This window comes from Nocardia sp. KT25-26 (genome assembly GCF_056627695.1).
Genome location: NZ_CM152813.1, coordinates 969,434 through 983,515, shown reverse-complemented (window position 1 = coordinate 983,515; position 14,082 = coordinate 969,434). Strand labels below are relative to the sequence as shown.

At 68.3% G+C, this 14,082-nt stretch carries 12 protein-coding genes; 3 read left to right on the top strand and 9 right to left on the bottom strand.

The window, feature by feature from the left end; genetic code table 11:
- Positions 1 to 15 precede the first annotated feature (15 nt).
- From fusA to AC1HFH_RS04580, 5 genes are all read right to left on the bottom strand, one after another.
- On the bottom strand, positions 16 to 2,118 hold the full coding sequence (fusA, locus tag AC1HFH_RS04600) for an elongation factor G (RefSeq protein WP_480246183.1): 2,103 nt from the start codon (positions 2,116 to 2,118) through the stop codon (positions 16 to 18).
- A gap of 36 nt (positions 2,119 to 2,154) precedes the next feature.
- Positions 2,155 to 2,625, bottom strand: coding sequence for a 30S ribosomal protein S7 (gene rpsG / locus AC1HFH_RS04595; RefSeq protein ID WP_480246182.1), 471 nt, complete (start codon positions 2,623 to 2,625; stop codon positions 2,155 to 2,157).
- A gap of 1 nt (position 2,626) precedes the next feature.
- Positions 2,627 to 3,001 carry a 30S ribosomal protein S12 gene (rpsL, locus tag AC1HFH_RS04590; protein WP_014353064.1) on the bottom strand — a complete coding sequence of 125 codons (375 nt, stop codon included), beginning with the start codon at positions 2,999 to 3,001 and terminating at the stop codon, positions 2,627 to 2,629.
- Positions 3,002 to 3,302: 301 nt separating this feature from the next.
- The gene (locus tag AC1HFH_RS04585) at positions 3,303 to 3,833 is read right to left on the bottom strand and encodes a DUF3558 domain-containing protein (RefSeq protein WP_480246181.1); all 531 of its coding nucleotides are present in this window, start codon (positions 3,831 to 3,833) and stop codon (positions 3,303 to 3,305) included.
- A gap of 11 nt (positions 3,834 to 3,844) precedes the next feature.
- The gene (locus AC1HFH_RS04580; protein ID WP_480246180.1) at positions 3,845 to 4,357 is read right to left on the bottom strand and encodes a DUF3558 domain-containing protein; all 513 of its coding nucleotides are present in this window, start codon (positions 4,355 to 4,357) and stop codon (positions 3,845 to 3,847) included.
- A 154-nt stretch (positions 4,358 to 4,511) separates the two neighbouring features.
- Between AC1HFH_RS04580 and AC1HFH_RS04575 the strand changes: the two genes are divergently transcribed.
- Positions 4,512 to 6,086 carry a cation:proton antiporter domain-containing protein gene (locus AC1HFH_RS04575; protein WP_480246179.1) on the top strand — a complete coding sequence of 525 codons (1,575 nt, stop codon included), beginning with the start codon at positions 4,512 to 4,514 and terminating at the stop codon, positions 6,084 to 6,086.
- A 3-nt stretch (positions 6,087 to 6,089) separates the two neighbouring features.
- Here the strand turns inward: AC1HFH_RS04575 and hppD are convergent, their stop codons facing one another.
- A complete protein-coding gene (gene hppD, locus AC1HFH_RS04570; RefSeq protein ID WP_480246178.1) occupies positions 6,090 to 7,304 on the bottom strand; it encodes a 4-hydroxyphenylpyruvate dioxygenase in 1,215 nt (404 codons plus the stop codon).
- A gap of 125 nt (positions 7,305 to 7,429) precedes the next feature.
- On the bottom strand, positions 7,430 to 8,404 hold the full coding sequence (locus tag AC1HFH_RS04565; protein ID WP_480246177.1) for an NADPH:quinone oxidoreductase family protein: 975 nt from the start codon (positions 8,402 to 8,404) through the stop codon (positions 7,430 to 7,432).
- A gap of 205 nt (positions 8,405 to 8,609) precedes the next feature.
- Here AC1HFH_RS04565 and AC1HFH_RS04560 point away from each other — a divergent pair, with 205 nt between their 5' ends.
- Positions 8,610 to 9,131: an Lrp/AsnC family transcriptional regulator gene (locus AC1HFH_RS04560; protein ID WP_480246176.1), complete on the top strand. Its 522-nt coding sequence runs from the start codon at positions 8,610 to 8,612 to the stop codon at positions 9,129 to 9,131.
- 356 nt (positions 9,132 to 9,487) lie between these two features.
- Here AC1HFH_RS04560 and AC1HFH_RS04555 read toward each other — a convergent pair whose 3' ends face one another.
- Positions 9,488 to 11,413: a serine/threonine-protein kinase gene (locus AC1HFH_RS04555; RefSeq protein ID WP_480246175.1), complete on the bottom strand. Its 1,926-nt coding sequence runs from the start codon at positions 11,411 to 11,413 to the stop codon at positions 9,488 to 9,490.
- A gap of 161 nt (positions 11,414 to 11,574) precedes the next feature.
- Here AC1HFH_RS04555 and AC1HFH_RS04550 point away from each other — a divergent pair, with 161 nt between their 5' ends.
- The gene (locus AC1HFH_RS04550) at positions 11,575 to 12,348 is read left to right on the top strand and encodes an acyl-[acyl-carrier-protein] thioesterase (RefSeq protein ID WP_480246174.1); all 774 of its coding nucleotides are present in this window, start codon (positions 11,575 to 11,577) and stop codon (positions 12,346 to 12,348) included.
- A gap of 24 nt (positions 12,349 to 12,372) precedes the next feature.
- Here the strand turns inward: AC1HFH_RS04550 and AC1HFH_RS04545 are convergent, their stop codons facing one another.
- A complete protein-coding gene (locus AC1HFH_RS04545) occupies positions 12,373 to 14,043 on the bottom strand; it encodes an FAD-dependent oxidoreductase (protein ID WP_480246173.1) in 1,671 nt (556 codons plus the stop codon).
- Positions 14,044 to 14,082 lie beyond the last annotated feature (39 nt).

Below are 14,082 nucleotides of genomic sequence, written 5' to 3'. Positions count from 1 at the left end.
GCCCCGGGGAAGGCTTTACTCGCCGGTCGCCTTGGCGATGATCTCCTTCGACACGTTGGCCGGAACCTCCGCGTACGAATCGAACACCATGGAGTAGTTCGCCCGGCCCTGGGTCTTCGACCGCAGGTCACCGATGTAACCGAACATCTCCGAGAGCGGAACCAGCGCCTTGACGACACGGGCACCACTGCGTTCCTCCATGGCCTGAACCTGACCACGGCGGGAGTTCACGTCGCCGATCACTTCACCCATGTAGTCCTCGGGTGTGGTGACCTCGACAGCCATCATCGGCTCGAGGATGACCGGACCGGCCTTGCGGGCCGCTTCCTTCAGCGCCTGCGAACCGGCGATCTTGAACGCCATTTCCGACGAGTCGACGTCGTGGTAGGCGCCGTCGAGCAGGGTCACCTTCATGTTGACCAGCGGGTAGCCGGCCAGCACGCCGTACTGCATGGCGTCCTGGGCGCCCGCGTCGACCGACGGGATGTACTCCCGCGGCACGCGGCCACCGGTGACCTTGTTCTCGAACTCGTAGTGCGCGCCGTCCTCGCCGACGAACGGCTCCACGGCGATGATCACCTTGGCGAACTGACCCGAGCCACCCGTCTGCTTCTTGTGGGTGAACTCCAGCTTCTCGACCGGCTTGGTGATGGTCTCGCGGTAGGCGACCTGCGGCTTACCGACGTTGGCCTCGACCTTGAACTCGCGCTTCATCCGGTCGACCAGGATGTCGAGGTGCAGCTCGCCCATACCGCCGATGACGGTCTGGCCGGTCTCGGCGTCCAGCTTCACGGTGAAGGTCGGGTCCTCTTCGGAGAGCTTCTGGATCGCGGTGCCCAGCTTCTCCTGGTCGGACTTGGTCTTCGGCTCGATGGAGACCTCGATGACCGGGTCCGGGAAGGTCATCGACTCCAGCACGATCTGGTTCTGCGGATCGCACAGGGTGTCACCGGTGGTGGTGTCCTTGAGGCCGATCACCGCGTAGATGTGGCCGGCGGACGCCGTCGGAACCGGGTTCTCCTTGTTGGAGTGCATCTGGAACAGCTTGCCCAGCCGCTCCTTCTTGCCCTTGGTCGAGTTGATGACCTGGGCGCCGGACTCGACCTTGCCCGAGTACACCCGGGTGTAGGTCAGCTTGCCGAAGAAGGGGTGCACGGCGATCTTGAACGCCAGCGCGGAGAACGGCTCGTCGGCACTCGGCTTGCGAGTGATGATCTCGTCTTCCTTGCCCGGCACGTGGCCTTCCACGGACTCGACGTCCAGCGGCGAGGGCAGGTAGTCGATCACGGCGTCGAGCATGGGCTGCACGCCCTTGTTCTTGAACGCCGAACCACACAGCACCGGGTACAGCTCGGAGGCGACGGTCATCTTGCGGATGGCGCCCTTGATCTCGTCGATCGTGAGCTCTTCACCGCCGAAGAACTTCTCCAGCAGCGCCTCGTCCGACTCGGCGACGGTCTCGACCAGTTCCTGGCGGTACTGCTCGGCCTTCTCCTGCAGATCGGCCGGGATCTCCTGGACCTCGTACTTCTCGCCCAGCTTGGTCTCGCCGGTCCAGACCTTCGCGTTCATCTCGATCAGGTCGACGACGCCCTCGAAGTTGTCCTCGGCACCGATCGGCAGCTGGATGACCAGCGGCTTGGCACCGAGGCGGTCCTTGATGGTCTGCACGGTGAAGTAGAAGTCCGCGCCGAGCTTGTCCATCTTGTTGACGAAGCAGATCCGCGGCACGTCGTACTTGTCGGCCTGCCGCCACACCTGCTCGGACTGCGGCTCGACACCTTCCTTGCCGTCGAACACTGCGACGGCACCGTCGAGCACGCGCAGCGAACGCTCCACCTCGACGGTGAAGTCGACGTGGCCCGGGGTGTCGATGATGTTGATCTGGTTGCCGTTCCAGAAACACGTCACCGCCGCCGAGGTGATGGTGATGCCGCGTTCCTGTTCCTGTTCCATCCAGTCGGTGGTCGATGCACCGTCGTGGGTTTCACCGATCTTGTAGTTCACACCGGTGTAGAACAGGATTCGTTCGGTTGTGGTGGTCTTGCCCGCATCGATGTGGGCCATGATGCCGATGTTGCGGACCTTGTTCAGGTCGGTGAGCACGTCCTGTGCCACGGAAATCTCCCTCTTAAGAGACGGGTCGGTCGGCAATCACCAGCGGTAGTGCGCGAACGCCCGGTTGGACTCGGCCATCTTGTGGGTGTCCTCGCGACGCTTCACCGAAGCACCGAGGCCGTTGCTGGCGTCGAGAAGTTCGTTGGCCAGCCGCTCGACCATGGTCTTCTCCCGGCGCTGCCGCGAGAAGTTGACCAGCCACCGCAGCGCCAGCGTGTTGGCGCGGCCCGGGCGAACCTCGACCGGGACCTGGTAGGTGGCACCACCGACACGGCGAGGCTTCACCTCGAGCGCCGGCTTGACGTTGTCCAGCGCGCGCTTCAGGGTGACGACCGGGTCGGTACCGGTCTTCTCGCGCGCCTGCTCCATCGCGCCGTACACGATGCGCTCGGCGGTGGACTTCTTGCCGTCCAGCAGGATCTTGTTGACCAGCTGGGTGACCAGCGGCGACCCGTAGACCGGGTCGTTGATCAGCGGACGCTTGGGTGCGGGGCCCTTGCGCGGCATATCAGCTCTTCTCCTTCTTGGCGCCGTAACGGCTGCGAGCCTGCTTGCGGTTCTTGACACCCTGGGTGTCGAGCGAACCACGGATGATCTTGTAGCGCACGCCGGGAAGGTCCTTCACACGACCACCGCGGACGAGCACCATCGAGTGCTCCTGCAGGTTGTGGCCCTCGCCCGGGATGTACGCCGTGACCTCGACCGCGCTGGTCAGGCGAACACGCGCGACCTTACGCAGCGCGGAGTTCGGCTTCTTCGGGGTCGTGGTGTACACACGCGTGCACACGCCACGACGCTGCGGGCTCCCCTTCAGGGCCGCAGTCTTGGTCTTGGCGACCTTGTCGCGGCGACCCTTGCGGACCAGCTGGTTGATGGTTGGCATAGACCGGCTTTCCTCAATTGGGTTCAGGTGTGGTTCATGAACATCGCGCAGCCACGTCGAAATTCGACGAGCTGACACTGTGTTCATCGAGCTTTCACTCGCACGTCCGGCCACGTTCCTCTCGTCCCGAGGTCGGGCGTGTCGCACGCAGGTCAGGGCCCTTTTTCTGGGCACGCTGGAACGTTCAGCCGCTCTCGCTGGCCTACGTTCACGCACGATCGGAGCCCGATACTTCCCGGGCACAGCGATCCACGATACCCGCACGCTGCGGGAACGGCAAAGCGGGGTGCTGCCGCCCGGCTCACCGCGCCCGGTTCAGCGTCAGCTCGACCAATTTCTTCACCGGCTCACAGGGATCCGGATGCGACGTACCCGGCAGATAGTTCACCCACCACCCGACCACCCCGGAATCCGGTGCGCTGGCAGTGACCCCGCACGAGTCCGGATCGCCCGGCCGGCGGATCTGCAGCCCGCGCGAACTGCCCACCTCGACGCTGGTGGCCGGATACCCCAGTTTCTTGTAGGTGATCTTCTCGTTGCTCAGTGTGCCGTTCTCGTACCAGTTCAAGGTGACCAGGGCATTGTTGACCTGCCACATGCACACCGCCCCGTTGAACTCGGGCGACGCGGTGGGCACGCCGGCCACCACCTCGCCGATGGTGGCCGCCGGTACCACCTCGCACTCCCGCATCAGCTTGTCGAAGTTCATGTCCACCTGCTGCGAGCTGCCCGCGGGCACCGCGACTCCGTCGATCGTGCGGCCGCAGCCGGTCGCCGTGACCGCCAGCAGACAGCTGCCCAGCACCAGCGCGAGGCGCGCCGCCTTCGGCATCGTCGACCCCCTCATTGCAGCCGCTGGACGGTCAGTTCGGCCAGCTCCCTGGCCTTGCCACAGGGATCACCGGGCGATCCCCCGGCATGGGACCACTCGAAGAAGTCGTCGTCGAGCTGTACCGCCAGATCACACACTGCGGAGCCCGACAGAACGCTCGCGCCTTGGAACCCGGGGTGGCCTCCCACCTCGATCGAGTCCGGGGCGCGGCCGACATTCGACACCCAGGCCCGCTCCCGGTCGATCGGGCTGCCGCGGTAGCTGGCGAAGGTGACATCCGACCCGCCGGCCAGGAAGCGGCAGCCCGTCGAGTTCTTGATGCTGGACCAGACCGGAGCACCGACGATCTCGCCCACCTCGTCGTCGGTGACGTGACCGCACTCGCCGACGAACGGGCCGAGCGCAGCCACCTTGGGCGGCGGCCGCAGCGACTGTTCGGCCGAATCGGAGTCGCCCCCCGACCCGCACGACGACAGCGCGACCACCAGCACCAGGCCGGTGATGATCGCCGTTGGGATCCGCATGCCATGAACTCTACTGGCTCGGCGACTACCGCCGCCGCTCGTGCGACCGGCCACACAGACCGTCGGAACCGCCCGGGCCGGCATCCGGTGTGGTCGGGCGAACCGCCGGTACGCCCGATATTCTCCAGGTGAAGCTCGCAACCCACGGGGGAACATGGAAATCGCATTCGTCGTAGCCGCATTCGTGGGCGGAATCACCGCCATGGCGATCCGGCTGCCACCGCTGGTCGGGTTTCTCGCCGCGGGATTCGTCCTCAACGTCCTCGGCTATCGCCTCACCCCGGAACTGGAGACCGTCGCCGATCTCGGGGTGACCCTGCTGCTGTTCACGATCGGGCTGAAGCTGGATGTCCGGTCGCTGGTCCGGCGGGAGATCTGGGGCTCGGCGACCGCGCACATGATCGTGTCGACGCTGGCGATCGCCACGCTGATCGGGGCGCTGAAGCTGACCGGGCTGTCGGTGCTGGCCGGCACCGGCTGGTCCGATCTGCTGGTGCTCGGATTCGCACTCTCGTTCTCCAGCACGGTTTTCGCGATGAAGGTGCTGGAGGAACGCGGTGAGGCGGCCTCGCTCTACGGCCGGATCGCCATCGGCATCCTGGTCATGCAGGACATCTTCGCGGTCGTCTACATCACCGCCTCGACCGGCCACTACCCCAGCCTGTGGGCCCTGCTGCTGCTGTTGCTGATCCCGGCGGCCCCGCTGCTGCACCGGGTGCTGGACCGGATCGGTCACGGCGAGATGCAGGTGCTGTTCGGCATTCTCGCCGCACTCGGCCTCGGCTATGCCCTGTTCGATCTGGTGGGGGTCAAGGGCGATCTGGGCGCCCTGCTGCTCGGCATGCTCATCGCACCCGCGGCGAATGCGGCACCGCTCGCGAAATCACTGTTCTCGGTGAAGGAGCTGTTCCTGGTCGGCTTCTTCCTCAGCATCGGGTTGACCGCGCTGCCGACCGTCGAAGCCGTCGTCATCGCTTCAACCCTGCTACTGGTGGTCCCGTTGAAGGGTGCCCTGTTCACCGCGCTGTTGCTGGGTGCCCGGCTACGCGCTCGGACCGCCGTGCTGGCGGGGCTCTCGCTGAGCAACTTCTCCGAGTTCGGCCTGATCGTCGGCGCACTCGCGGTATCGAGTGGCCGGCTGTCGGAGGACTGGCTGGTCGTGATCGCATTGACGGTCGCGATGAGTTTCACCGCATCGGCCGTGCTGAACTCCCGGGCCGAAGACCTGTACCGCCGGTACTCGGCCCGGCTGCGCCGGCTGCAGCGCACCGACCTGCTCGACACCGACCGCCCGATCCACGTCGAGGGCGCCCATGCGGTGGTACTCGGCATGGGCCGGGTCGGGCGCGGCAGCTACGACCGGTTGCGCGCCGAACACGATATGGACGTTGTCGGGGTGGAACAGGATCCCGCCGTGGTCGCCGAGCTGTGCGCCGCGGGCTACCGGGTGGTGCACGGCGATGCTTCGGACTCGGATTTCTGGGAGCGGCTCAACCTCTCCGACGCTGTGGAACTCATCGTGCTGGCCATGCCGCACCAGCGCGGCAATCTGGCCGCCCTGGACAGTGTCCGCAAGGACCACTGCAAGGCGGTGATCGCCGGTGTCGTCACCCATGCCGAGGAGATCGACGAGTTGCGTGAGCGGGGCGCGGACGAGGTGTTCCACCTCTACGGCGAGGCCGGTAAGGCGCTGGCCGACGATGCGGTACGCCGCCGGGCCGGCGCCTGAGGGTCACAGGTTGCCGCGGGTGGCCTGTTCCCGCTCGATGGCCTGGAACAGCGCCTTGAAGTTGCCCTTGCCGAAGCCGAGCGATCCGTGCCGTTCGATCAGTTCGAAGAAGACGGTGGGCCGGTCGGTGATCGGTTTGCAGAAGATCTGCAGCAGATAGCCGTCCTCGTCCCGGTCCACCAGGATGCCGCGGCGCTGCAGTTCGCCCACCGGCACCCGGACCCGGCCGATCCGGGACCGCAGTTCCGGATCGGAGTAGTAGGTGTCCGGGGTGGCCAGGAACTCGACCCCTTCCCGGCGCAGCGCGTCCACCGCGGCCAGGATGTCGCCGGTGGCCAGTGCGATGTGCTGGACGCCCGGGCCCCGGTAGAACTCCAGGTACTCGTCGATCTGGGAGCGCTTGCGGCCGACGGCCGGTTCGTTGAGCGGGAATTTGACCCGGTGATTGCCGTTCGCCACCACCTTGCTCATCAGCGCCGAGTATTCGGTGGCGATGTCGTCACCGACGAATTCGGCCATATTGGTGAAGCCCATGACCCGGTGGTAGAAGGCGACCCACTCGTCCATCCGGCCCAGTTCCACATTGCCGACCACGTGATCGATGGCCTGGAACAGCCGGGCCGACCGCGGCTGATAGCTGCTGTGCCGGGCGATATAACCGGGCAGGTACGGGCCGTCGTAGCGGGACCGGTCGACCAGGGTGTGCCGGGTGTCGCCGTAGGTGGCCAATGCGGCCGAGCGGACGGTCCCGAACTCGTCGGACTCGTCGTGCGGTTCCACCAGCACCCGCGCCCCGTGCGCGCGGGCCCAGGCCACGCAGCGGTCCACATCCGGCACCTCGAGACCGATGTCGACCACCCCGTCACCGTGCCTGTCGTGGTGCGCCACCAGCGGGCTGTCCGGGTCCACCGCGCCCTGCACGACGAACCGGGCGGCGCCGCTGCGCAGCACGAACGCCTTGTGATCGCGGTTGCCGGTCTCCGGACCGGAGTAGGCCTCCAGCCGCATCCCGAACGCCGATTCGAAATAGTGCGCCGTCTGAGTGGCGTTACCCACCACCCACACCAGGGCGTCCCAGCCGAGCACCGGGAACGGATCGGCACTGTCGTCGTGGTCCACCAGACCGACGAGAGTACGCAGCTCGGCATTCGACGGCCTCGCTTCACGCAGTGCGTCGCTCGTCACCCGTCCGGCGGCCCTTGCCTGCTCGATGGTCATACCCCAGGGAAACGCCACCGCCGAGCCGAGGCAACCGGCTCACCTCGCACTGCACAAGGTGGCGTCATCGACCGGCAGACCGGGCCCGTTCCTGGTCAATCCGACCAGCAGCGGGCGGCGCCACCTCACGACACCTGTACTACCACTTTGCCGGTGGCGGTGCGGTTGTCCAGCGAAGCGACGGCCTCGGCCACCCGGTCCAGCGGGAAGAGCACCGGTTCCGGCGGGGCGATCGCCCCGGAGGCCAGCAGGGGCGCGACTTCGGCCCACTGTTCGGCCAGATAGCCCGGGTTCCGCATCACCCATTCGCCCCAGGCTGCGCCGACCACCTCGACGTTGTTCAGCAGCAGCCGGTTGACCTTCACGGTGGGGATCTCCCCGGCCGTGAAACCCACCACCAGCAGCCGGCCGCCGGGGGCCAGGGAGCGGATGCTGTCGGTGAATCGGTCGCCGCCGACCGGGTCGAGCACGATATCCACACCGCGCCCGCCGGTCAGCTCCTTCACCGCGGCGAGCCAGCCGTCGGTCAGGACCACATCGGTGGCGCCGTTGGCGCGCGCGACCTCGGCCTTCTCCTCGGTGCTGACCACGGCTACGACCCGCCCGGCGCCGAGAGCGCGCGCCATCCGCAGGGTCGAGGTGCCGATCCCGCCGGCCGCGCCGTGCACCAGCACGGTCTCCCCCTCGGCGAGCCGGCCCCGGTTGCGCAGGCAGAAGTGCACCGTGAGGTCGTTGAACAGGATGCCCGCACCGGCCTCGAGGGAGATGTTGTCCGGCAGCCGGAACACCGCCTCGGCGGGCGCGACGGCCACCTCGGCGATCGCATTGCCCAGCATGGTCAGCGCCACCACCCGGTCGCCCGGAGACAGGTCCGAGCCCGCCGGCGCCGACCGGACCACCCCGGCCGCTTCCCCGCCGACGATGAACGGCAGTTCGGGCTTCATCTGGTACAGACCACGGGTCATCAGCACATCCGGGAACGCCACGCCCGCCGCGGCCACCTCGATCACCACCCCGCCGGGATAGGGCGTGGGCTCGTCCAGCTCGACGACCTCGATCGCCTCCGGTCCCGCCAGCTTGCTGACCTGTGCTGCGCGCATCCCGCCGACCTCTCTGTTCGGATTCGGACCTCGTCCCGGTCGCCACCAACCTAGCCCGGCGGCGACGACAACGGAAGGAATCACCTATACCGGACACCGTGACGAGCTGCCGGACGAATCTCCGCGCCACTCGCCCAGCACGGTAGGAAAATGCTGGACAATTCGAACAGCGTCCGCTCACCTCCGCCCGGCAGAGGAGCCCTCGATGACCCGCACACCCGCGAAGCTCGACGAACTGGACCTGGCCATCCTGACCGCGATGCACGAGTACCAGAAGGCAGGCATCCTGGAGCTGTCCCGCCGCACCCGGGTCGCGCGGGCGACGGTGCAGGCCCGGATCGCCCGGATGGAAGCAGCCGGTGTGATCGCCTCCTACGATCCGCAGATCGATGTCACCGCCGCCGGATTCGATGTGCAGGCCTTCGTGACACTGGAGATCGCCCAGGGCGCCCTGGACACCGTCACCGCCGAACTCGACACCATCCCGGGCGTCCTGGAGGCGTACGCCACCACCGGTTCCGGTGACGTGCTGTGCCGGATCGGCGCCGATTCGCATGCGGGCCTGCAGGCGGTACTGCTGGAGATCGACCGGACCAGCTCGGTCACCCGCTCGCACAGCGTGATCGTGCTGTCCACGGTCATTCCGCACCGCACCCTGCCGCTGCTGCACACCGTCACCCCGGCGGGCACCGCCAAGGCTCCCGCGTATCGGCACCCGCACCGGTAGCCCGGTCGATCGCCCGGCCGCCGCCCGAAATGGCACACCGACGCCGACCTCGGCGGCGACGCGCATCGGGCTACCGGTGCGGATGCGGCGGCCGCGGGACCGCTCAGGGCGCAGATCCGCGCCCGGCGTCAGCAGTTCGATGCGCCGCTCGGCATCCGGTTCCAGGAATTCGAGAACCGCTGCGGCCTCGGCGGTACCGCGCGCTCCCGGTTCCGGCTGGATATGCGGGGCGATCCGCACCGCATCGCGGGCAGGTGACCAGGTGAATCGTGTCGCGCATCAGGGTGATTCGCACCAGCAAACCCGGTCGTCCAGGGCGGTGGACACCCTGCCGGGTCGAAATCGCTGCAGCGCGGTCAGCGGTAGGCGAATTCGAGAACCGGCTCGGCGGCGAGGATCTCACCGTCGCGGACGATCGTCAGCGATGCACCGGACAGCCGGTATTCGGTGCCGTCGGTCGGATTGGTGGCGATGAAACCACCGCTGTTACCGGGCACCGGATCGTCCACCTCCAGGCCGAGCCCGTCGCGGGCGCGGACGCCCTTGTAGTAGTAGCGGCCCACTCCGGTTCGGCAGATCACCACCTGGGATGCGGTGGTGCGTGCGATGGTCATCGCCGGATCTTCGGCATTGCAGCGTGGTCCGGCACCGACGAATCCCCGGCCGTCGGCGCCGTCGACCGCACCGGTGAGCGGCGGCAGATCCGGCACCGGTGCGGGCGCCGGGCCGCGGTCCGGTGCGTCCTGCCCGGTCGTCACCCGCTCGGTGGGGTCGGCGTAGGGCGGATCCGGCGCCGGCTCGACGTCCGTATCGACCGGCGAACCCGGAACCGGCGGCGGCAGCACCCGCGTGGTCGTCGCCGCCTGCCGCCCGGTATCGCCCCCACGGTCCAGGACGACCCAGCCCACGGCTCCGGCCACCAGCAGCACCGCGAGTACGCCGGCCGCCCCGGCCCACAGCCCGAGCGACCGCCGCGGCGCCGATCCCGCCACGCCCGGCCGCTCCACCCGAGTCGGCGCCAACACCCCGCGACCGCCACCGGCACCCTGGCTCGCACCGGGTCGGGGTAGTGCTCCGGTGCCTGGTTCTCCGGGCCCGGCCGCCCGGTTCGTCCCGGCGGCCGCCGGCGGCGCCGCCCGCCCCGGCTGTCCGGCACCATCGGCGGCGTGCCGGGCCGGGGCGTCGACAGCCGGTGTGGCTGCCGAGCCAGGGTACCGGTGACCAGGTGACGAGGCATTCGCGCTGGACCGGCGGCCGGGTGGCTCGACCGGCGGCATACTGCCCGAAGCAGCAGCGCCGGGCGCGGGGTCGTCCGCCCCGCCGCTCGCGCCGGGCGGCGCGGGCGGGGCACCGACAGCAGGTGTCTGGGCCGATGCCTGCGGCCAGTGCTCCGGACGGTGCGTGCCGGGCGGCTCGGCGGGGGCGTATGCGGTGGTCGGCGGCGCCGCACGCTGTGACCGGGCCAGCGCCGCCCGGGCAGCCCGGGCGAGTTCCCCCGGGCTGCGGTACCGATCGGCGGGCGCCTTGGCCAGCCCGTGCGCGATCACCGGGTCGAAGGCGGCGAGCTCGGCGGATACGGCGCCGGGCGCAGGCGGGGGCGCGAGCTGGTGCGCCCCGATGACCCCGGCCAGACTGTCCACCGGGAAGGGGACCCGTCCGGTCAGGCTCTCGTACAGCACGCAGCCCAGGGCGTAGGTGTCCACCGCACCGGTCATCGGGACGTTCTCGAACCGTTCCGGCGCCATATACGGCATCGAGCCGACGGCATTGCCGGTACCGGTCAGCGCGGGATCTTCGACCGAACGAGCGATTCCGAAATCGACCAGGTAAGCGAACAATTCGCCGGTGAGCAGGATGTTGGCCGGTTTCACATCGCGGTGGATCAGGTTCTGCTCATGTGCGGCGTCCAGTGCGGCGGCGATCTGTTCGACCACCGAAACGGCCTCCGCCGGGGTCAGCCGGCCGCGTTCCTGCAGTAGCGCGCGCAGATCCCGGCCCCGGACGAGCCGCATGTCGATATAGAGGATCCCGTCGTATTCGCCCCAGTCGTGTACCGGGATGACATGGGGTTCCGATACCCCGGCCATCGCGAACGACTCCCGGCGGAATCGCTCCACATACGTCGGATCGGCGGCCAGCGCACGGCTCAGGATCTTCACCGCCACGAGGCGCTGCTTGTCCACGTCGAAGGCCTCGTAGACCTCGCCCATCCCGCCGACACCCAGCAGTCGGCGCAGCTCGTAGCACCCGAACCGGGTGCCCGACATATCCCGCCCGGCCATTCCAGCAGGGTACCGGCCGCACCGGCGAGCTGTCGCCGATCACAACCCGTTGACCTGCTTCTCGAGACTCACCGCAACAAGTGTGACCTACGCCCCGTAAAGTCGTGGTCGGAAGAACATGCAAGAAGTCGCGCACAGAGCGTGCAGCGCGAGGAGCACAAGTGTCACTCGATCAGCCACTCGCCCCGCTTCCCCAGGAGGGCATCGGCTTCGCCACGGCGTGGCCGGTCCGGGCTGGCGACGTGGATCCGTACCACCGCCTCCGTCTCGACGCCGTAGCGCGTTATCTGCAGGATATCGCCTGGGACAACCTGCATCATTCGATGCTGCACCGCACCGACCCCAACTGGATCGTGCGCCGCACCGTCATCGACGTGATCCGGCCGGTGAGCTGGCCGGACCAGGTGCAGCTGCGCCGCTGGTGCGCCAGCATGTCGACCCGCTGGGCCAACATGCGGGTGCGGATCACCAGCGACAGCGGCGGGCTGATCGAGACCGAGGGTTTCTGGATCAACATCAGCGAGGCCAACAACCTGCCCGCGCGGATCAGCGACGAGGGCCTGGCCTACCTGGCCCAGACCACCAGCGAGCACCGGCTGCGCTGGCGGCCGTACCTCACCGATCCGGCGCCGCCCGAATCCGATACCGATCTGCCGTTCCCGGTGCGGGCCACCGATATCGATCAGTACAACCATGTGAACAACGCCTGCTACTGGCAGGCCGTGGAGCAGTACCTGGTCGACTACCCGAAGCTGGTCGCCGGGCCGCATCGCGCCGTCATCGAATACGTCGCGCCGGTACTGGCCCGCGAGCACGTGAGCGTACGCAGCCGCTACGAACCGGGCGACCGCAACGGCCATCCGGTACTGCGGCTCTGGTTCGTCGTCGGCGGCATCACGACAACCGTGGTGCGGCTCATGCCCCTGCCGGAGTAACCCGGCAGGGGCAGGACCCGTCCGTTACTCCCGGGCCGCCTTGATCAGGTCGTCCCGGCTGGTGAACTTGACCCGCGGCCGACCGGCCGCCTTCCCGGCGGCCTTCTCCGCAGCGTCGATGTTCTTCCAGCCTTGGCGGTCCACCAGGTCGGGCTGCCGCTGTTCCAGCAGCGTGCGCAGCGCGGCCCGATCCGCGGTGGGGGCAGCCAGCGCACCGGCGGTGAAGTCGGCGATCAACTGTTCCACAGTCTGTTCGGCATCCACCCGGTTCGAGCCGATCACACCGCGCGGACCACGCTTGATCCAGCCCGAGACGTACACACCGGGCAGCGGTGTGCCGCCCTCGCCGAGCACCCGGCCGGCCTCGTTCGGCACCGTCCCGGCCCGCTCCTCGAACGGCAGGTCCGGCACCGGCGCACCGCGGTAGCCGATCGACCGCAGCACCAGGCCGGTGTCCAGGGTTTCGGTGCGGTCGGTGGCCCGGGCCACCAGCCGTCCGTCGGATTCCACCAGCTCGTTGTGCACGAACTCGATCCCGGTGACCCGGTCGGTGCCGTGCAGCGCGGCCGGGGAGGCCAGATACCTGAAGACGATCCGCCGGTGAGCCGGGTCGCGCGGCGCCGCCGCGTACTCCTCGGCCAGGGTGTACTTCAATTTCAGGGCGGGCTCGGCCTCCGGATCGTCGAGCTGTGCCCGGCTGCCCGGATCCAGTTCCAGGTCGGCCTCGTCGACGACGATGTCCACGCTGTCGAGGTGGGCCAGCGCCAGGAATTCCGGCGAGGTGTAGGCGGCCTGCAGCGGTCCACGCCGGCCGAGGACCACCACTTCCCGGATATTGCTGCGGCGCAGCGCGTCCAGGGCATGGTCGGCGATATCGGTCTTCGCCAGGTCGTCCGGGTCGGTGGTGAGCACCCGCGCCACGTCCAGCGCGACGTTGCCGTTGCCGACGATCACCGCCCGCTCGCCGGACAGATCGAACTCCCGGTCGGCATAGTCGGGGTGACCGTTGTACCAGGCCACGAACTCGGTCGCGGAATGGCTGCCGGGCAGCTCCTCCCCGGGCACGTTCAGATGCCGATCGTCGCTCGCTCCGACGGCATAGATCACCGCGTGGTGATGCTGCAGCAGTTCGGCATGCGAGATGTGCTCCCCCACCGCCACGTTCAGATAGAACTGCAGGGTGTCGCGCCGGAACGCCGATTCGAACATGCCGGATACGCCCTTGGTGCCCTGATGGTCCGGTGCGACACCGGCGCGCACCAACCCGTACGGGGTGGGCAGCCGGTCGAACATCTCGACCTCGCAGTCACTGCGGCGGAGCAGTTCGTCGGCGGCGTAACAGGCCGCCGGACCGGCGCCGACGATCGCCACTCGCAGCGTGCCCAGCTCCTTGGGTGGCCGGGGTGGCGTGGTCAGGGCGTCGAAGTCGGCTTCCAGCGGATGCCGCTCGAAGTAGGCGGCGTTGATATCGCGGTAGCGCGCCAACGAGGCGGTCAGATCGTCCTCGGAGAAGATGGCGTCGACCGGGCAGGCATCGACGCAGGCACCGCAGTCGATGCAGGTGTCCGGATCGATGTGCAGCATCTCCGCGGTCGCGAACTCGGGCTGGTCCGGGGTGGGCCGGATGCAATCGACCGGGCACTCGGGAACGCAGCTGGCGTCGTTGCAACAACGCTGCGTGATGACGTAGGCCATAGTGTGCTGATCCTCGAACTATCTGTGGGCTGTTGACGT

What these genes read in the sequence shown, in the direction of transcription:
- rpsG (WP_480246182.1), bottom strand. Translation starts at nt 2,625, where the DNA reads ATGCCGCGCAAGGGCCCCGCACCCAAGCGTCCGCTGATCAACGACCCG.
- rpsL (WP_014353064.1), bottom strand. Translation starts at nt 3,001, where the DNA reads ATGCCAACCATCAACCAGCTGGTCCGCAAGGGTCGCCGCGACAAGGTC.
- AC1HFH_RS04585 (WP_480246181.1), bottom strand. Translation starts at nt 3,833, where the DNA reads ATGCCGAAGGCGGCGCGCCTCGCGCTGGTGCTGGGCAGCTGTCTGCTG.
- AC1HFH_RS04580 (WP_480246180.1), bottom strand. Translation starts at nt 4,357, where the DNA reads ATGCGGATCCCAACGGCGATCATCACCGGCCTGGTGCTGGTGGTCGCG.
- AC1HFH_RS04575 (WP_480246179.1), top strand. Translation starts at nt 4,512, where the DNA reads ATGGAAATCGCATTCGTCGTAGCCGCATTCGTGGGCGGAATCACCGCC.
- hppD (WP_480246178.1), bottom strand. Translation starts at nt 7,304, where the DNA reads ATGACCATCGAGCAGGCAAGGGCCGCCGGACGGGTGACGAGCGACGCA.
- AC1HFH_RS04565 (WP_480246177.1), bottom strand. Translation starts at nt 8,404, where the DNA reads ATGCGCGCAGCACAGGTCAGCAAGCTGGCGGGACCGGAGGCGATCGAG.
- AC1HFH_RS04560 (WP_480246176.1), top strand. Translation starts at nt 8,610, where the DNA reads ATGACCCGCACACCCGCGAAGCTCGACGAACTGGACCTGGCCATCCTG.
- AC1HFH_RS04555 (WP_480246175.1), bottom strand. Translation starts at nt 11,413, where the DNA reads ATGGCCGGGCGGGATATGTCGGGCACCCGGTTCGGGTGCTACGAGCTG.
- AC1HFH_RS04545 (WP_480246173.1), bottom strand. Translation starts at nt 14,043, where the DNA reads ATGGCCTACGTCATCACGCAGCGTTGTTGCAACGACGCCAGCTGCGTT.